We start from the raw sequence: 18,170 nt of genomic DNA on the forward strand, positions 1-18,170 counted from the left end.
TCAGCCGTATGGTTTTTGGTTTCCGTCTTCTCATACTCAACTCCGCAAAAGAAACTGTATGAGAAGTATAAGGTTGTCAAGCTGTCACGACTATGTTGAATTACTTTTCAAACACACCACTAGGCTCATTAATACCTACCTAATTGATACAAATCTTTCTGGAGTTATCTTAGGGTCTACATTTTTTTCTGAAACAGACTTAAGCCAGACCCCCGGACTTGAAAAAATTAGTCATCGTTATCGTTCGCATATTAGTACCAACACAATTCAACTCTCGCAAGGTGCAATTCCAGAAGTGTTCCTGCGAGGTTGCGGCCTTAGCGATTGGGAGATTGAATCTGCGAAGCTATTTAAGCCAGAATTACGTAATGAAGAAATAAGTAGCATAATTTACAAAATATTTGATCTTCGCGCCCAACAATCTATTCAAATCTCCCCGCTTTTCATATCTTACAGTCATGCCGATTCCTCATTCGTAAACAAGCTTGAAACTTATCTTGTTGACAAAGGCATTAGGTTCTGGCGGGATGTACACCATGCCAAAGCAGGTCGTTTGGAAAAACAGATAGACCTCGCAATGCGTCAAAACCCAACTGTCTTGTTGATCCTCTCCAAAAACTCAACGGCCAGTGATTGGGTCGAGTACGAAGCCCGCTTGGCAAGGGGACTTGAGAAGGAAATCGGGAGGGACGTTTTATGTCCTATTGCTTTGGATGACAGTTGGAAGACTGCCAAATGGCCAGCACGCCTTATAGAACAAATCAAGGAATACAATATCCTAGATTATTCGAAATGGGAGGATCATCAATCTTTCGAGCAGGTCTTCCATAAGATGATTTCTGGTCTGGATATGTTTTATAAAAAGTGATCACGGTTTGGATTATCCCAAGTCATCAGATTCCAGTATTCCTCAATTTCTTCCAAATTTCTTAGTGCTATCCCCTCTTCAACATATCATCCGTCACTTGGTCCAAACGCAGGCTAATGATCTGGCTGGCCGAGTCGCGGCCCATGGTCACGCCGTAGATCACGTCCGCGGCTTGAACCGTACTACGGTTATGGGTGATGATAATGAATTGTGTGTCCTTGCTTAAGTCCACCAGCAGGTCACGGAAGCGCCCCACGTTGGCTTCGTCGAGCATTGCATCCACTTCATCCATCACGCATACTGGTGTAGGCGAAACTTTCAGCAAGGCAAACACCAAAGCAATGGCGGTCAGGCTTCTTTCACCGCCTGAAAGCAAGGCAAGACCTTGCTCACGCCTACCGGGCAAACGGGCTTCGATCTCGATACCGGTATCCACCAAATTTTCAGGATCAGTCAATGCAAGACGTGCTGAACCTCCGCCGAAAAGACGCACAAAGGTCTCGCGGAATTGCTTATCCACCGCATCGAAGGTGCGGATGAATTCACGTTTGGTCACTTCATCCAATTCAGCGACCACCTGCCTTAAGTCCACTTCGGCTTTGTGCAGGTCTTCCACCTGAGTCTTCATGAACTCATAGCGTTCTTTTTCCTGATCGTATTCCTGCTTGGCCTCCGGGTTGATCGGCCCCATGCGGCGCAGAACGACACGGTGATGGGTCAATTGCTCTTCAATCTCAGGTGCAAGTTCTGTGACGATTGGCAACTGTTCCACCATGCCATCCAGGGGTAAAGGCACGGGCCCGGAAACATCTTCTGCGTAATCGAACATCACCAGGCCAAAGTCATCGCTGATCTTTTCGCGCAAGTTACTGAGCGCTTCCACTTTGCGCATATGCTCCAATTGAACCTGTCCATACGCACGCTCGACATTTGCAAATATCTTTTGCGCATTCCCTTCTGCTTCCTGCAAACGTATTTCTTCCTGTTCCGCGGTTTCAAGGTCTTTTTCAGCAGGCTCAATTTGAATTCGCAGAGTTTCGATCTGTCCGTGCAAGCCGCTTTCACGCTCACGCAGGCTTATCTTTTCTTTATCCAAAACATTCAGAGAATTCTGCGCTTCCTGCAAACGGGAAGCAAGTTCCACACGGCGCACATCCAAACGCATGATCTCTTTTTCGCGTTCTTCCTTCTTCGCGAGCGCGCCCGCCACACTTTGCTCAGCCACCGCTACGCGCGTACTCCAATACGAAGCCTGCTCCTGCAACTCGTCCGCAGAAATTTCCTTTAACTTCGCGCTGAGTTCCTTCAATTGCAATTGCGCTTCGGATGAACGTGTTTCAACTTCAGATTGAGATTCGATCAATTTACCCTGGATCGAAGCCGACTCACCCGCCTCGGCTTCCAACTGTACGAATTGATTTTTCTGCCACTCAAGCTGACGTGTCATCGATTCAGACTCAAGACCGGCCTGCTGCTCGGTCTCCTGGGCCTCTCCCAATCTGACGCGGGCTTCGCGTGCATCAGTCTCAGCTTGCGCCAACTCACGTTGCGCTGCGGCTAGTTGATTCGATAACTGTTCAACGGATTCATTTGATTCCGCAAGGCGCAGGAGGAGTCCGCTCAAGGTGGATTCAAATTCTCGTTTTTGACGTGACCTGCCCAACGTCGAGGAAGAAGCGGTTTTTCCAGCGATGACCAAACCGTCACCGCGGAAGACTTCTCCGCGCAGAGTCACCACGCGCGCGTGAGTCGGTAAATCCTTAAGAAGATTGCGAGCGGTTGAACGATCTCGCACGATCAGGGTTTGGCCCAACATCAACCGCACCGCGCCGCGAAGCTCATCAGAAACATTGACCAGTTCAGAGGCGACGCCGAGGAAGACATCAGAGACTTCTGAAGTCTTAAAGACTTCGGAAGTCTGCGTGATGGGCAGCAAAGCCGCACGGCCAGCCTCATCAGACTCAAGCAAACTCAACGCATCTTCAAGTTGATCGGCATCCAGCAACACTGCATCGAGGGTATCACCGAGGGCGGCGGCAATGGCAACTTCAAGTTCAGCAGGAACGTCCAACGCGGCGCTGAGTGCACCACGCGCGGCTGTAAAGTTTCGTGAAGCGTGGCGGGCAGCATCCAGCAAATAACGAGCGCCTTCGGCATAACCCGCAAGTGATTGCTCAGATTGTTCCAGCACTTCAATTTGGGCTTTCAAACGCGAATGATCGGCTTCTTCTTTTGCACGTCGTTCGAGAGCTTCGCGACGTGCGCTTTCAATTGAATCGACTTCGTTTCTTTTTGCAGTAACTTTTTCTTCGGCTTCCTGCAAAACGTGAGCAGCCTGCTCACGCGCCTTGCTTGCAGATTCATATTGCGCCTTTGCAGTAGCTGTGAGGTTTTCGGCATTGGCAATGGAAGTTTTAGTTTGTTCAATTTTTTGGCTGTGTGATTCGATCCGTAATTTCAAATCATCCAGACGCGCATTATTCTCGGCACGCTGCTGGCTGAGAAATTCAATTTGATTTCTGGTAAGGGCAAGCTGTTCTTCAAGACTGGTTCGTTCACCTACACAGGTTTGCAAGGCATTTTGCGCGTTTGCAAACTGCGATTTTGCCTCTTCATATTCGGCTTGAACGCGGGCGAGTTCCTGTTCAGATTCACCGTAGCGTTCATTGGCAAGATGCAGTTCATCCATTGCCTGCTCGCGGTCGGAAAGAATGGAGGCCTGAGTAGAGGTCAACGCGCGGCGGCGTTCTTCGAGCACGGCCAGTTCACGGCTGATGGATTCGCGCTGGTTATGCAGCTCCGCAGACTGGCGATGCCATCCATTTAATTGCGCACGCAAGCCAGAAAGGCGTTCACGAAAGGCGGCATAGGCTTGCTCAGTTTTTTCGTGAGCCTTATGCGCTTCCTGCACGCGATTCTCCTGTGCGCGGATGGTTTCGCGAACGTCGGTCAGATCGCGTTGAGCTCGGTGCCAGTGAAAACCGTACCACTCACGCAATACCCCTTTCAAGTCGGCTTGGGCACGGGCAAAATCGATGGCGCGTTTTGCCTGCCGCTCCAAACTTTTAATACGCGGTTCAAGCTCTGCCATGATATCCAGAACGCGTTCAAGGTTTCTTTCGGTATTTTCGAGACGCTTCAACGCATCATCACGGCGGGCACGATATAAACCAACTCCCGCGGCTTCTTCAAACAAGCGGCGGCGTTCATCCGCTTTCAAAGCCAGAGAGGCGTCCACCAAACCCTGGCCAAGGATGGTGTACGTGCGCTCACTCAAACCGGCTTGCGAGAGCAGTTCGTTCATGTCACGCAGACGGACGTGTTGTGAGTTGATCAGATATTCATTGCGTCCATCACGATGGGCGTAACGCGCCATGGCAACTTCCGAAAAATCGATAGGAAGCCATTGCTCTGAATTATCGAAGACTATGGTGGCTTGTGCCATGCCCGCGCGGGCGCGATGCTCGGAACCGGAGAAGATCATGTCTTCGGTCTTTTTGCCCCGCAGGAGAAGATAGGATTGTTCACCCAATACCCAACGCAGGGAATCGGCGATGTTCGATTTGCCTGAGCCATTGGGGCCGACGATGGCTGTAATTCCGCTCGCAAATTCAAATACGGTGCGTGAGGCGAATGTTTTATATCCTTGCAGTTCGAGGGACTTTAGACGAAGGGGCATGGGCTCATTTTTTGATTTTGGATTTTAGATGCTTTACGAAAATTCTGGAGTCGGCCAGCTTGCCGGCCGTAATTCCCATCAGCAAGCTGATGGACTCCAGAGTCCTGATTATGAAATAAATTTTTCCAGTGCATCCTTTGCAGCGGCGTGTTCGGCAGTGCTTTTACTTGACCCTGTGCCACAACCTTTAACCTCGCCTGCAACTTGCACTTCCACTTCATATACACGAGCGTGGTCTGGGCCGCTGGTTTTGACAACACGATAAACCGGTGTTCCCAACTTTTTCGATTGCGTGACCTCTTGCAACTGGCTTTTCGGGTCGTGGAGTTCATCCAGGATGGTGGGAGCCATCCAATCAAGCAGAGGTTTCATGAATTGCCTGACGGCATCGAGCCCTGAGTCAAGATACAAGGCGCCGATCAGCGCCTCGAAGGCCGAGCCAAGTAAATTATCCCGAAGGTGACCGCCAGATGATTTCTCGCCGCGTCCAAGCCGAAGAGCGGAACCGAGTTCGAGGCGGCGGGAAAGAACAGCGAGTCGTTCATTCCGCACAAGAGATGAACGGATCTTGGTTAGATTACCTTCCTTTAATTCAGGGAAGCGGTTATACGCCCACTCCCCCACGGTAAAATCCAGCACGGCATCGCCAAGAAATTCAAGGCGTTCGTTGTCCTCCACTGCTTCAGAGTTTTCGTTGGCGTAGGAACGGTGCGTGAGAGCACGCGTCAGCAATGCCAGGTTTGAAAAGGACAGACCCAGCCTTTCGTTAAGGCTGGAGGCGGGTTCCATATCCCGCTTTAATGGATTAGATGTCACGGGAACCTCCCAGAACTCAGGGAGCGATATTCCCCTACCCACCGGTTAGGAAATATCGGTCCATTAGTTCCAATAAAATTTTAGTGGTTTGAATTGTAACCTGAATTTATTGTGAGGGCGATTTTTTAAGATAGAATCAGCCAATTCATCGAAGGAGCCGTCAATGACCGAAGTGAGTGGTGAAACACGCTTTTTGCACGCCATCCAAATGGGGTTGGGCGCATGGCAATGGGGTGACCGGGTAATTTGGGGATATAGGCAGACACACACAGAGAAAGATATCCGTGAGGCATTTAACGTTTCGCTTAATTTAGGAATTCGGTTTGTGGATACGGCTGAAATTTACGGCTCGGGTCAATCTGAAAGATTGCTGGGCAAATTCCTGAAAGAAACGGACCAGCCCGTATTAGTGGCAACCAAGTTCTTCCCCTGGCCCTGGAGATTGACAAAAGGTTTTCTTCCCCGTGCTTTAAAAGTAAGTTTGGAAAGGTTGGAATTGGAATCTGTGGATCTATATCAAATCCACTGGCCTTCTCCAATTTTAACTCCTGAAACTATGATGGAGGGAATGGTTGAATGTGTGAAGCAGGGCTTGGCGAGAACAGTAGGTGTTTCCAATTTCGGGCAGAAGCGTATGCTGCGGGCATATTCCACGCTGGCACAGCATGGCATTCCGCTGGCATCCAACCAGGTACACTACAGTTTATTGAGCCGCGAGGTTGAAAAGAACGGCACACTTGCGCGCTGCAAGGAACTTGGCATTCGTTTGATCGCATATTCCCCGCTTGAAAAAGGTTTACTGACAGGCAAGTACTCAACAGAGAATCCACCGCCTGGTGTGCGTGCCTCACAGTATGCAGAATTACTCAAGAGACTGCCGCCTGTCTTAAGGCTGCTACAAGAAATTGGTCAAAATCATGCAGGCAAAACTGCTGCGCAAGTTTCATTGAACTGGCTGATCCATAAAGGAGCGCTGCCCATCCCCGGTGCGAAAAATCTGCAGCAAGCAGAGGAGAATGCGGGCGGTGCGGGCTGGCAATTGACCGAGGAAGAAGTGGCGAAATTAGATGAAGCCACAGATAACATCCGCGAATATTCAAAAGGATAAGAAATGAACGGTTCGAATTCCCTCTCGTTCTGGCAAAGATTCTTCAAGGTTATCTCTTCGAAAAGCACATTTGAAGATATTGAAAGAGAGTCAAGATCGTGGCTGGTGCAATGTTCCAACTGCAATCATGAACGTTCGATCTGGGAAATTGGAGGCATCCGCTGGAAAGCGGCTGGCAACCCCAAAGTATTTCGGAAATGCCCTACTTGCAATCAAAGGAACTGGCATCGCATTTATCGAAAAGTCCAATAATTACAAAACCGAAGCTAAATTCGGACGCAGATGAACGCTGATCTTCGCTGACAAAAAGCGAAATCAGCGTTTTCTGCATTTTTCAGCGTCCCGTTTTGTCTTTAAAAACAAACTCATCGACGAAAGTTGATCTCGGGTGAGTCATAGGTGAGTAGCAATTGAGAATCAGCCAGTTCCATGTTCAGCGTCGAATATATGGGAATGCATGTTCGCGATCCATTGCTTGCCGTCCTCGGTCAGTCGCAAATAAACCTGGGCATCCTGAATAAAGGGATTCACCATCTCCCAATAAAAACTTGCATAACTTTTTCTCAAATCATTCGGCGCTTTATATCCGAATTTTTCATTTAAGCCCAATTCCTGGAATTCATAGAATAAGGCCGGGGTTTTCCGCAAATAATCAGGGTCACCCAATTGACCGATAAAATCTGCTGCGCGCACCAAGCCGCCAAAGCCTTTGGTATCCTTATACATCTCATCTTTTGGTGAGGGAAAGCGCGTCATTTCAATATAAGAAGCGATTAACTCCGCATCCAAATATTTGGTCATGCCTTCAAGCAGGTTAATCCCAAAACGCTCACGGACAAATAACTTACTGCGGTTGACGTGATACGGGGTCAACGCAACATCCGTGCCATCAGGCGAAATATGAACCATCTCATCCCCCACACCCGTGGCAAACATATCTCCGCTATCATTTTTACACACCCCTTTGACATAACCAATGTCATGGCAAAGTACTGCGATCATAAAATGCATCCAATCGCGCGGTGTTATGCCTCCCTCACGCAGATGTTTCCCCTCAATGATCGCCTGCCCTGCTAACGAGACCATGATCGTATGATCGATATCATGATACAGCGCATCCGAGTTTGAGATATTTTCAAGTACCAGTCTTCCACACCACGCGACCAAGCGTCCGTAGTCACTGTTAATATCCCCATACGTGCGCTGATATACAGTCCGCAATTGCTGAACGAACATATCGATTGTAAGTTCCTGCCAGTTGATCATACCTGCTCCCTAGGTGTTAAAATGAATTCACGATTAAATTTCCAGGAGTTTACCAGAAAGATAATAAAATGAAATAAAAGGAAATTATTTTGATATGACATTCAGCCGCGCCTTCCTTAACGGATTTTTGGTCGGACTCCTTATTTTTCTGTCCACCAATTTGCTTGCCGCGCATCTGCTCTCAGACTGCGGACTGCCAGCCCTATTTGGATTAGCTTCCTGCACTGACGATATTGCCCGCACTGGCTTCCAGCGCACTTTCCATGGAGAAGGCGGATTCGCCTCTATACGCATCTTCAACCTCCCCATATTATTTGTGGATGCCCTAGCAGGATTCGGGTTTGCGTTCCTTTGCGGATTTATCGCTGGCCGAACCCAGCTCGGGAAATAATATCCCATCCATGCGCAAGCCATCCCTCATTCTCATTGTCGGCCCAACAGCGGTTGGCAAAACGGAACTCGCTATTCAACTTGCAGAAAAATTAAATGGCGAGATCATCTCTGCAGATTCGCGTCTCTTTTATCGTGGCATGGATATTGGCACTGCCAAGCCTTCGCACGATGAATTGGCCCGTGTGCCTCATCATTTGATAGACATCGTCAACCCAGATGAGACTTTGAGTCTGGCAGTCTTTCAACAAAAAGCACAAGAGATCATCGCAGATATTCACGCCCGCGGTAAACTTCCATTTTTGGTTGGCGGTACAGGGCAGTACATCCGCGCGGTGACGGAGGGATGGAGTCCGCCTGAGGTTGTGCCTGACGAGCAATTACGAGGCGTACTTGAAAAGATAAAAGAGGCAAGAGGCACAGATTGGCTACACGACAAATTGAAGTTTCTTGATCCGCAGGCGGCTGAGAAAATTGACGCGCGGAATTTTAGGAGAACCATCCGCGCTTTGGAAGTGATTTTCACAACAGGTAGAAAATTCTCCGAACAGCGCGGGCAAAGCGACTCACCTTATCATTTAATTTCAGTCGGGCTGATCCGTCCGCGTGCGGAACTTTATCAACGCGTGGATGAACGTATTGACATGATGTTCGCGAGCGGGTTTATTGACGAAGTCCAAGGCTTGCTCAACAAAGGTTACTCCCCCACTTTACCAAGCATGTCTGCCATTGGATATCGGGAATGCATCAGAGTGATCAAAGGTGAATTGACGATTGAGCAGGCAAAAGCGGAAATGAAGCGCATCACTCGCATCTTCGTACGCAGACAGTCCAATTGGTTCAAAGAGTCCGACCCGCAAATTAAATGGTTCGATCCAAATCAAAAAAATGTGAGCGATGAGATCGAGCAATTCATCCGTAACTCGTTGTAATATCAAGTGTTGTAATTGACTTTTAATATCTTCAAGTATATACTTGCCTCGAATCATCTTCACTCAACAACCAAATGGAGGAGGAAGTATGGACAGTAAGTTGTGGCAAAGGAATTACGATAAAGGGGTGCCAACTACAATTGAATATCCAAAAGCGCCGTTGTTCACATTTTTAGAGGATGCCGCGCGCAAATATCCCGACCGCGCCTGCACGATCTTCAAAGGCGCGGTTGTTACTTATAAAGAGATGAACGAGATCTCGGACAAAGTAGCCGCTGCGCTCGTGGATATGGGCGTGAAGAAGGGCGACCGGGTGGGTATCTTCATGCCAAATTCGCCGCAGTTTGTAATGGCATATTACGGTATTCTCAAAGCAGGCGGCGCAGTAGTTGCCACCAATCCACTCTACACTCCTCCCGAGATCGAACATCAGGCCAGTGACGCCGGCATTGAATACATGTTCGTGATGACGAATTTCTATGAGACCATCAAAAAGGCCCAGCCTAAGACCAAGATCAAGAAATTGATCGTGACGAACTTAAAAGAAAGTTTGCCGCCCATTATGCGTGTGCTGTTTACTTTGCTGCGCGAGAAGAAAGGCGGATTCAGAGTCGAGGGCGGCCTGCGAGACGGCGACTTGTGGTTCCAGGATGTACTCGCAAAATACAAAGACGCTTCGCGGCCTAACGTTGAAGTTGGCCCTGACGATACGGCATTATTTCAATATTCGGGCGGGACCACGGGCGTTTCAAAGGGTGCAGTTGCCATGCACCGCAATGTAGTTGCCAATACACTCCAGATCAAATCATGGATGCCAGGGCTCGACCCAGGCAATGAAGTGGTATTGATGGCCATCCCGCTCTTCCATGTATATGGTATGGTGGCAGGCATGAACTTTGCCATGGCAAATGGCGCGAGCATGGTGATGGTTCCCAATCCGCGTGACCTGAAAGACGTGCTCGATAACATCTCGGAATACAAGGCGACCATTTTCCCCGGGGTACCTGCCTTATATAACGGCATCAACAATCATGCGGATGTGAAGGCAGGCAAATATGACCTGTCTTCCATTAAGGCCTGTATCTCCGGGTCTGCCGCCTTATTGCGTGAGACCAAGGAACAATTCGAAAAACTAACGGGCGGCAAAGTGTTTGAAGGCTACGGTCTCTCTGAAGCACCGACGGCCACACACTGCAATCCGCTGGAAGGTGTAAACAAGACTGGTTCCATTGGAATGCCTTTGCCTGATGTGGAAGTGAAGATCATCAGCCTTGACGATGGTGAGACTGAACTGGCGCAAGGCGAGATCGGCGAGATCGTCATCCACGGTCCACAGGTGATGAAGGGCTATCACAACATGCCAACGGAAACTGTCAACACGCTCAGAAAGATGAGTGATGGCAAGGTATGGCTCTTCACTGGTGACATTGCCCGCGTGGATGAAGATGGCTACTTCTATATCGTTGACCGTAAGAAGGAACTCATCAAGCCCGGTGGTTATCAGGTCTGGCCGCGTGAAGTGGAAGAAGTAGTTGCCGCCCATCCAAAAGTGATGGATGTGGGCGTGGCCGGCATCCCAGACCCGTATCGTGGTGAAACAGTGAAAGCTTGGGTAGTTGTAAAGCCCGGTGAAACTGTGACAATAGAAGAGCTCAAGGCTTTCTGCAAGGAAAGACTGGCCGCATACAAAGTCCCCACTCACATCGAGTTCAGAGATGAACTACCGAAGACCACTGTTGGTAAAATTTTGCGCCGCGAGTTGGTTAGGCAGCATAAGGAAGCGAATCCGTCGTAATCTGAGTGATAGTAATTGCTGGAAATAAGAAGAGCCTCCCGATTGATCGGGAGGCTCTTTATGTTGTACTGATTACGACAAAATAACCTGGGGTGTTCCGCTTTTCTTGCCTGATGGAGGCGGGAAGAGCTTTTCGAACTCTTCACGAGTGATGGACTCGACCTCGAGCAATTTCGCTGCAACGATATCCAGTTGCTTGCGATATTTTTTGACTGTGGCTTTTGCCAGTTTGTAGGATTCTTCCACGATCTTGCGGACTTCGCGGTCAATTTGTTCGGCGACTGCTTCAGAGTAATCGCGCTGTTCTGAAATCTCACGCCCGAGGAAGATCAATTCTTCCTTTTGACCATAGGTCATGGTGCCAAGTTCGACACTCATTCCCATGCGGGTCACCATGGCGCGCGCCATGCGCGTCACCTGCTCGATATCGTTGGATGCGCCTGAAGTGATGTCATCGAAGATCAATTCTTCGGCGGCACGTCCGCCTAAGGCCATAGCGAGTGTGGCGAGCATTTTCTTGCGAGACATGAGAATGCGATCTTCGTCAGGACGGAACCAGGTCACACCGCCAGCTTGTCCGCGGCCAACAATGGTCACTTTTTGGACGGGGTCGGCTTCAGCGATGGCATTGGCTACTACCGCATGACCAGCTTCATGGAAGGCAATGATGCGCTTCTCTTCATCAGAAATGAGGCGTGATTTGCGCTCAGGTCCCATTACCACGCGTTCAATCGCTTCTTCCAACTCAGATTGGCCGATGGATTTTTTATTGCGGCGGGCGGCCAGGATGGCGCTTTCATTAACCAGGTTTTCCAAATCTGCACCGACAAAACCAGGCGTGCCACGCGCAACTGAGGCGAGGTCAGCCTGCGGATCCAATGGCTTGCCTTTAACATGAACTTTGAGAATAGCTTCGCGTCCCTTTACATCCGGGCGATCAAGCGTCACGCGGCGGTCAAAGCGACCAGGGCGCAAGAGTGCAGGGTCAAGGATATCGGGGCGGTTGGTTGCGGCAATAATGATGACATTAGTATCGGTGTCGAAACCGTCCATTTCAACCAGCATTTGATTAAGGGTCTGCTCACGTTCATCGTGTGAACCGCCGAGTCCAGCGCCGCGCTGGCGACCTACGGCATCAATTTCATCTACGAAAATAATACAGGGGGAATGTCTCTTGGCCTGCTCGAAAAGGTCACGTACGCGGCTTGCGCCTACGCCCACGAACATCTCAACGAATTCAGAACCAGAGATCGAGAAGAAGGGCACGCCAGCTTCGCCCGAAACAGCTTTCGCAAGCAAAGTCTTACCCGTTCCAGGAGGGCCAACTAATAAAACGCCCTTCGGGATGCGCGCACCGAGTTGAATGAACTTCTGGGGTTCTTTCAGGAACTCAACCACTTCGGCCAGTTCCTGTTTTGATTCATCGGCGCCAGCCACGTCGGAAAATGTCACAGTGGGATGTTCACCGCTGAACATACGGGCGCGGCTCTTCCCAAAGGACATGGCTGCATTATTACTGCCCTGTGCCTGACGGAAAATGAACCACAATAAACCGCCCATAAAGATAACAGGCAGAAGATACAAAGCACCACTTAACACACCTCCCCAAACTGAAGGCGCACTGACTTCAATATCAACCTCGGCAAGCTGTTCGGGTGTCACCCCAAAGCTGCGAAGCTGATCCACCAGGGTTGTATCGGATTCAATCCGAGATTCAGCGGCATCTTCCTCGGTGCCATTGATCTTCACCACACGGATGGTGTCATTGCTCTGAACGATAATACGAGCCAGTTCTCCAGCTTGTACTTGTTGCGCCACTTTACTAATGGTAAGCGGTTCTTCTGCACTGGCATTTTGGTTAAAACCCATATAGAGCATTGCACCAATGGCAACAAGCAGAAGGAAATACACAAAAAACGATTGACTACGGGAATTCACGGAATCCTCCAAATTTGACTTGCAACGGGATTATACCAAGCCCACACCATAGACGCGGTCACTCGGCAGATTATTATATGATTCTCTAATACGCTTCTTTTCTACCTGAAACCTGCTTGCAAAAACAATCAGCCTGATCCTCGCTAACGATTAGGACACTCACCTAATCCAACAATAACTCCACCGGACAATGATCCGACCCCAGCACATTCTCGTGAATGACCACATCCTTCACTCGCGGAAGGAGTGACTTTGAAACCAGGAAATAATCTAAACGCCAGCCAATGCCGCGTTCCCGTGCGTTCAGGCGATACGTCCACCAGGTGTATTGAACTTTATCAGGGTACAAATGACGGTATATATCCACAAAACCATTATCCAAAAATTTCTGCACCCATTCGCGCTCTTCGGGCAGAAAGCCTGATGTCTTCTGATTGGCCTTTGCATTTTTCAAATCAATCGGCATATGGGAGGTGTTGAAATCTCCCGTAATAATGATGTTCTCCCCTTTCTTATGAAGCGCACCACATAATTCAAGCAGATGGGCGTAAAACTCGAGTTTATAGTCTACGCGTTGTTGTCCGCGCTGGCCATTCGGGAAGTAAATGTTGAAGAGACGCAGACCAGCCCAGGCCGTTTGAATGACGCGTCCCTCCACGTCAAACCTTGGCTCGCCCATGCCCATCACGATCTCATCAGGTTTTTGATTATAGAAAGTCGTCACACCGCTGTAACCGGGGCGTTCTGCCGCATTCCACACAAATGGAGATTTCAATACAGCACGCTGTGTTTCATTTAATTGCTCTTCGCGCGCCTTTACTTCCTGCAAACACAGGGCATCGGGCGTTTGTGCAAAGGCCCAATCCAATGCGTTTTTACCAAGCGCGGCACGAATGCCATTCACGTTCCATGTGATGATCTTCATCTTTAAGCCTATATTTGTTTTATGGTAAACTTGCTTTGAAGACAGGAGAATTATGGATAATACAACTGTCAAAACGATACTTTGTATCGAAGACGAACCCGAGATGATAGATTTGATCAGGCTTATTCTGGGTCGTCGTGGGTTTGATGTTCATGGTGCAGCGGGCGGTGTGGAAGGCATCAAGCTGGTTCGCGAATTGCTCCCAGATCTGGTTCTGCTTGATCTAATGATGCCTGACATGGATGGCTGGGAAGTATACCAACAAATGAAAGCAGAAGCAGCCACTCGCGACATCCCTGTTATCGTGGTCACTGCAAAAGCGCAGAACATCGATAAAGTGTTGGGCTTGCATATTGCAAAGGTGGATGATTACATCGCCAAGCCCTTCGGCCCGCAAGAGCTGATGGATAGTGTGGAAAAAGTATTCAGCCAACGATCATCCTGAAATCAATTTCTTATCCACCGGGCGGCAAAACAGCCGCTCGGTTTTATGATACAGATGCCCCGTCCCATTACCATAAACAACTTGAGCAAAAAAATTGATCACCCCGCCCGTGTGGGATATTGCGACTCATTCCTCTGCAAACTGCGAGGACTCATGTTTCGCAACCGCCTCGCGCTTGACGAAGGCCTGCTCCTGGTCGAAAAGCGGGATTCACGCCTCGACACTTCCATTCATATGTTCTTCGTGCCATTTGACCTGGCTGTCTTTTGGATCAACTCTGAAATGACCGTGGTGGACAAAGTCATCGCGAAATCCTGGCGCCCGGCCTATTTTCCTAAAGCAGATGCAAAATACACGCTGGAGATACACCCAGATCGCTGGGGAGATTACGAAATCGGTGACAAGGTTGAATTCAAGAATGTATAAACGCATTATTGTTTTTCTGCTTGTTCTAGCCAGCTTAATAATTTCAGCCCAACCCGTTCATGCCCAGGATTCAAGCGGCCCTATTTACATCGTGCAGCCCGGCGACAGCCTTTCAACTATTGCATCTCGATTCAATGTAAGCCTGAACGATCTTATGGCTGCAAATGGAATTACCGACCCAAATCAATTATCCGCGGGTCAAGAGCTTGTGATACCAGATCTCGAAGGTGTTACAGGGGTCTTGAGCACCGAGGTCATCAATTTCGGCGATTCATATCGCAGCCTTATGCGGCAGACGCAAGTGTCTGAAGATTTGTTCAAGAAACTTAATCATGTAGTGAGCCCTAGTGAATTTTATGTGGGCGTGAGTATGATTCTCACAGGGCAGGGCGAGAGCCAGAACAACAAACGAACTTCACCAGGCGCTGGTGAGTCATTGCTTGAAGTTGCAATAAAAAACAACACAGATGTATGGTCGCTGGCAGATATTAATGATCTACAAGGTTCATGGGATGGCCTGCCCGGTGATACATTATTTGCTCCCGGCGAAAGTAATGGAACAAATTCAACTGGCTTACCATCCGAATTTTTGAGCGCAGAGATACGCGACCTGCCCATCAAACAAGGTGGGACTGGGGTTATTAAAGTACAGACCATCCCCGGCGTTAAACTGGGAGGTTTGTTGGTTGACCATCCCTTGAATTTCTTTCTAAATGAAGATGGTACACAGATTGCCTTGCAAGGTGTGCATGCTTTACTCGAACCGGGCGTCTATCCCCTGCGGTTGGAGGCCACTCTCCCCGATGGAAGCAATCAATCCTACGAACAATTCATATTGATCATCTCAGGGAACTACCCTGATGACCCACTGCTTTATGTAGACCCTGCCACAATCGACCCGGCCTCTACTGAACCTGAATTACAACAATTGATCGAGATCACAACCCCAGCCACTCCTACAAAACTTTGGTCTGGAGATTTTATTTCCCCCGCCATTGCATACGCCGACTCGACCTACTTCACATCGCGCTATGGCAATCGTCGCATGTATATTGGTCAAGGCACTGAATTGCAAGTGCCGGGCTTTCACACCGGCCTGGATTTCGGCGGCGGAGATGGTTTAGCAATCACGGCTCCCGCGGCTGGACGAGTGGTGTTTGCAAGCCCATGGACTGTACGCGGCAACGCAACGATCATCGATCACGGCTGGGGAGTTTACAGCGGCTTCTGGCATCAATCCGCGATTCAGGTGCAGGTAGGCGATATGGTGGAACAAAACCAGGTGATCGGTCTTGTGGGCGGGACGGGGCGCGTAACTGGTGCGCATCTGCATTGGGAGTTGTGGGTAAACGGCATACAGGTGGATCCGCTCGATTGGCTGATCCAAACCTACCCGTAGTCATGAAGCGTTGCACTCTATCCATGAATATGCTACACTTTTGCAAAGGATTTCGCCGATGAATAACCTTGTCAACTTCCTGAAACAAAGCGACATTTTTTATCAGTTCACGCCAACCCAATTGGAGTTGGTCGGAAATTTATGCCAGGAAGTTGTTTTTAATTCGGGCGAACTGATCTTCCAGGAGAATAGCGGCAGCAAGGAATTATATGTGATCATGCAAGGTGAGGTGGATATTTTGATCAACCGCGACACAACGGGCGAACTAGGGAAGAAAGAGACTGCGGTGGCACGCCTTCGGCGGGGGCAATCTTTTGGGGAGGTAGCTTTAGTAGATGAAGGGCTGCGATCCGCTTCTGCGCGCGCCGCCCAAAAGGATACACGCCTGCTGGTTATCCAACGCGATAAGATCGTCATGCTGTGTGAGACGTATCCACAACTGGGCTACCGTTTGATGTATAACCTTGCCGCAGACCTAGCGATGAAAATTCGCAACACAGACCTGCGCATCCGCGAGCAGCTTTTATATAAACCCCACGAGAAAAAATAAGACTGTGTTAAAAGTCTAGACACGAACTCTTGACCTAGAACAAAAAGCGCCTTATTATTCATTATTAAATAAATTTAAGGCTATCCATATTTTTACTGTTATGGGATTGGGCCTAAAAAATCCAAAATCACAGGTTTTTTAGGCTTTATTTTTATATAGCTTCCACCAAAAGGAGGTGAGGCCGACACAGCAAGTATTGTCTACTGTTCGTTATCACCCCGCACCTGCGGGAGATTGAATTCACCTAACAAGATTTTGGAGGAGTACAGAAATGAATAAGCGTTTGCTCGCTTTACTATCCGTGTTGGTTCTCGCCAGCATGGTGCTTGCCGCTTGTGGCGCTCCCGCCACTGAAGCGCCTGCCGCCACTGAAGCGCCTGCCGCTACTGAGGCCCCCGCCGCTACTGAGGCCCCTGCCGCTACCGAAGCCCCCGCTACTTCCATGGGCACGATTAAGATCGCAACTCAGAGCCCGCTCTCTGGTGGTCAGTCCTTGCTCGGCGTTGCCATCAAGCAAGGCGCTGAATTGGCGCTTGAACAATTGGGTGGCGATTTGGCTGCCATGGGCTATGATGTTGAGTTGGCCCCGTATGATGACCAGGCCACCCCTGATGTCGGTGTCGCGAATGCTAAGAACATTGTTGCTGATCCCGAGATCCTTTGCGGTGTTGGTCACTTGAACTCCGGCGTTATGATCCCCTCTTCTGAGGAATATCACACCGCTGGTTTGGCCTTTGTTTCCCCTGCCAACACCAACCCTGTTGTGACCACCCGTGGTTACCTCGAAGTTAACCGTGTTGTGGGTCGTGACGATGTCCAGGCTCCTGCTGCTGAAGAATATGCTTTCAGCACACTTGGCGCGACAACCGTCTACGTTATTCACGACAAGACCGCTTACGGCCAGGGCGTAGCTGAATTCTTCCGCACCGCTGCTGAAGAAGATGGCATCGAAGTAGTGGCCTTTGAAGGCACTGAAGAAACTTCCAACTTTGATGCTATCGTGACCCCGCTGGTTGCTGCGAATCCTGACGTAGTGTTCTTTGCCGGTATCTACAACCAGGCTGGTGTGTTCTTCAAACAGGCTCGCGAAGCCGGTTACGAAGGCACCTTCCTCGGCACAGACGGTATGGATTCAAGCGATCTGGCCGATTTGGCTGGTGATGCTTTAACCAGCGGTGGCGGTATGGCTTACACCACCGTTGCCGGCCCTGCCAGCGCCTACCCGGCTGCTGCTCAATTCGTTGAAGACTACACCGCCAAATTCGGCGCTGCTCCTGAAGCATATGCTGCTCAGGGCTATGATGCCATGGGTGTCTGCTTGAACGCGATCAAAGTGGCTGCTGAAGCCGCTGGTGGTACACCCACCCGCACCCAGGTTGCTGAAGCCATTCGCGCTTCAACCTACGAAGGTCTCACCAGCACCATTGCCTTCGACGATATCGGCGATCTTCCCGTTGCCAAGTACTTCATCATCAAGGTTAACGCCACCTCGAAAGATACGTGGGCCTCGAACGAGATCATCGCTTCCTTCGACCTGCCATCCCCCGGCAAATAAAGTTTAGCTATTGCACGAAAACCTCTCTCCCTTTTAGGGAGAGAGGTTCATTAATATAAAAGGACAGGTATTGAAGAA

16 protein-coding genes are annotated in these 18,170 nt (G+C 49.5%); 11 read left to right on the plus strand and 5 right to left on the minus strand.

Annotated features, from left to right (window positions below):
- The coding region (locus AC14M5_RS02745) for a toll/interleukin-1 receptor domain-containing protein (RefSeq protein WP_484028095.1) at positions 1 to 868 on the plus strand (868 nt) is incomplete at its 5' end.
- Between the two features lie 67 nt (positions 869 to 935).
- On the opposite strand, the gene smc is transcribed toward AC14M5_RS02745, so the two are convergent.
- Complete coding sequence (smc, locus tag AC14M5_RS02750) at positions 936 to 4,547, minus strand: chromosome segregation protein SMC (protein ID WP_484028096.1); 3,612 nt, start codon at positions 4,545 to 4,547, stop codon at positions 936 to 938.
- A 108-nt stretch (positions 4,548 to 4,655) separates the two neighbouring features.
- On the minus strand, positions 4,656 to 5,363 hold the full coding sequence (gene rnc / locus AC14M5_RS02755; protein ID WP_484028097.1) for a ribonuclease III: 708 nt from the start codon (positions 5,361 to 5,363) through the stop codon (positions 4,656 to 4,658).
- A 163-nt stretch (positions 5,364 to 5,526) separates the two neighbouring features.
- Here rnc and AC14M5_RS02760 point away from each other — a divergent pair, with 163 nt between their 5' ends.
- On the plus strand, positions 5,527 to 6,471 hold the full coding sequence (locus AC14M5_RS02760; RefSeq protein WP_484028098.1) for an aldo/keto reductase: 945 nt from the start codon (positions 5,527 to 5,529) through the stop codon (positions 6,469 to 6,471).
- A gap of 3 nt (positions 6,472 to 6,474) precedes the next feature.
- The gene (locus tag AC14M5_RS02765; protein ID WP_484028099.1) at positions 6,475 to 6,723 is read left to right on the plus strand and encodes a hypothetical protein; all 249 of its coding nucleotides are present in this window, start codon (positions 6,475 to 6,477) and stop codon (positions 6,721 to 6,723) included.
- A 165-nt stretch (positions 6,724 to 6,888) separates the two neighbouring features.
- Here the strand turns inward: AC14M5_RS02765 and AC14M5_RS02770 are convergent, their stop codons facing one another.
- Positions 6,889 to 7,737 (minus strand): metal-dependent phosphohydrolase, encoded by an 849-nt coding sequence (locus tag AC14M5_RS02770; protein ID WP_484028100.1) that lies wholly within the window; start codon positions 7,735 to 7,737, stop codon positions 6,889 to 6,891.
- A 94-nt stretch (positions 7,738 to 7,831) separates the two neighbouring features.
- Between AC14M5_RS02770 and AC14M5_RS02775 the strand changes: the two genes are divergently transcribed.
- From AC14M5_RS02775 to AC14M5_RS02785, 3 genes are all read left to right on the plus strand, one after another.
- On the plus strand, positions 7,832 to 8,128 hold the full coding sequence (locus AC14M5_RS02775) for a hypothetical protein (protein WP_484028101.1): 297 nt from the start codon (positions 7,832 to 7,834) through the stop codon (positions 8,126 to 8,128).
- Entirely contained in the window at positions 8,079 to 9,059 is a 981-nt protein-coding gene (miaA, locus tag AC14M5_RS02780; RefSeq protein WP_484028102.1) for a tRNA (adenosine(37)-N6)-dimethylallyltransferase MiaA, read from the plus strand. Before AC14M5_RS02775 ends, miaA begins: the two co-directional genes overlap by 50 nt.
- A gap of 88 nt (positions 9,060 to 9,147) precedes the next feature.
- Entirely contained in the window at positions 9,148 to 10,854 is a 1,707-nt protein-coding gene (locus AC14M5_RS02785; protein WP_484028103.1) for a long-chain-fatty-acid--CoA ligase, read from the plus strand.
- A 72-nt stretch (positions 10,855 to 10,926) separates the two neighbouring features.
- Here the strand turns inward: AC14M5_RS02785 and ftsH are convergent, their stop codons facing one another.
- A complete protein-coding gene (gene ftsH, locus AC14M5_RS02790) occupies positions 10,927 to 12,732 on the minus strand; it encodes an ATP-dependent zinc metalloprotease FtsH (RefSeq protein ID WP_484028139.1) in 1,806 nt (601 codons plus the stop codon).
- A 223-nt stretch (positions 12,733 to 12,955) separates the two neighbouring features.
- Entirely contained in the window at positions 12,956 to 13,717 is a 762-nt protein-coding gene (locus AC14M5_RS02795; protein ID WP_484028104.1) for an exodeoxyribonuclease III, read from the minus strand.
- 52 nt (positions 13,718 to 13,769) lie between these two features.
- On the opposite strand from AC14M5_RS02795, the gene AC14M5_RS02800 reads away from it, so the two are divergent.
- The 5 genes from AC14M5_RS02800 to AC14M5_RS02820 all read left to right on the plus strand — a co-directional run bounded on the left by AC14M5_RS02800 (position 13,770) and on the right by AC14M5_RS02820 (position 18,092).
- Positions 13,770 to 14,162, plus strand: coding sequence for a response regulator transcription factor (locus AC14M5_RS02800; RefSeq protein WP_484028105.1), 393 nt, complete (start codon positions 13,770 to 13,772; stop codon positions 14,160 to 14,162).
- Positions 14,163 to 14,216: 54 nt separating this feature from the next.
- The gene (locus AC14M5_RS02805) at positions 14,217 to 14,588 is read left to right on the plus strand and encodes a DUF192 domain-containing protein (RefSeq protein WP_484028106.1); all 372 of its coding nucleotides are present in this window, start codon (positions 14,217 to 14,219) and stop codon (positions 14,586 to 14,588) included.
- Entirely contained in the window at positions 14,581 to 15,987 is a 1,407-nt protein-coding gene (locus tag AC14M5_RS02810; protein WP_484028107.1) for a peptidoglycan DD-metalloendopeptidase family protein, read from the plus strand. Before AC14M5_RS02805 ends, AC14M5_RS02810 begins: the two co-directional genes overlap by 8 nt.
- Positions 15,988 to 16,045: 58 nt before the next feature.
- On the plus strand, positions 16,046 to 16,537 hold the full coding sequence (locus AC14M5_RS02815) for a cyclic nucleotide-binding domain-containing protein (RefSeq protein ID WP_484028108.1): 492 nt from the start codon (positions 16,046 to 16,048) through the stop codon (positions 16,535 to 16,537).
- A gap of 271 nt (positions 16,538 to 16,808) precedes the next feature.
- Complete coding sequence (locus AC14M5_RS02820) at positions 16,809 to 18,092, plus strand: branched-chain amino acid ABC transporter substrate-binding protein (protein WP_484028109.1); 1,284 nt, start codon at positions 16,809 to 16,811, stop codon at positions 18,090 to 18,092.
- The last annotated feature ends 78 nt before the right edge of the window (positions 18,093 to 18,170 follow it).

This window comes from Candidatus Villigracilis sp. (assembly GCF_057083605.1).

Bases quoted from the DNA above. Each gene is read 5' to 3' on its own strand.
- AC14M5_RS02815 (WP_484028108.1), top strand. From the start codon at position 16,046: ATGAATAACCTTGTCAACTTCCTGAAACAAAGCGACATTTTTTATCAG.
- ftsH (WP_484028139.1), bottom strand. From the start codon at position 12,732: ATGCTCTATATGGGTTTTAACCAAAATGCCAGTGCAGAAGAACCGCTT.
- AC14M5_RS02800 (WP_484028105.1), top strand. From the start codon at position 13,770: ATGGATAATACAACTGTCAAAACGATACTTTGTATCGAAGACGAACCC.
- AC14M5_RS02805 (WP_484028106.1), top strand. From the start codon at position 14,217: ATGCCCCGTCCCATTACCATAAACAACTTGAGCAAAAAAATTGATCAC.
- AC14M5_RS02795 (WP_484028104.1), bottom strand. From the start codon at position 13,717: ATGAAGATCATCACATGGAACGTGAATGGCATTCGTGCCGCGCTTGGT.
- smc (WP_484028096.1), bottom strand. From the start codon at position 4,547: ATGCCCCTTCGTCTAAAGTCCCTCGAACTGCAAGGATATAAAACATTC.
- AC14M5_RS02770 (WP_484028100.1), bottom strand. From the start codon at position 7,737: ATGATCAACTGGCAGGAACTTACAATCGATATGTTCGTTCAGCAATTG.
- AC14M5_RS02760 (WP_484028098.1), top strand. From the start codon at position 5,527: ATGACCGAAGTGAGTGGTGAAACACGCTTTTTGCACGCCATCCAAATG.
- AC14M5_RS02765 (WP_484028099.1), top strand. From the start codon at position 6,475: ATGAACGGTTCGAATTCCCTCTCGTTCTGGCAAAGATTCTTCAAGGTT.
- AC14M5_RS02785 (WP_484028103.1), top strand. From the start codon at position 9,148: ATGGACAGTAAGTTGTGGCAAAGGAATTACGATAAAGGGGTGCCAACT.
- AC14M5_RS02820 (WP_484028109.1), top strand. From the start codon at position 16,809: ATGAATAAGCGTTTGCTCGCTTTACTATCCGTGTTGGTTCTCGCCAGC.
- AC14M5_RS02810 (WP_484028107.1), top strand. From the start codon at position 14,581: ATGTATAAACGCATTATTGTTTTTCTGCTTGTTCTAGCCAGCTTAATA.
- AC14M5_RS02775 (WP_484028101.1), top strand. From the start codon at position 7,832: ATGACATTCAGCCGCGCCTTCCTTAACGGATTTTTGGTCGGACTCCTT.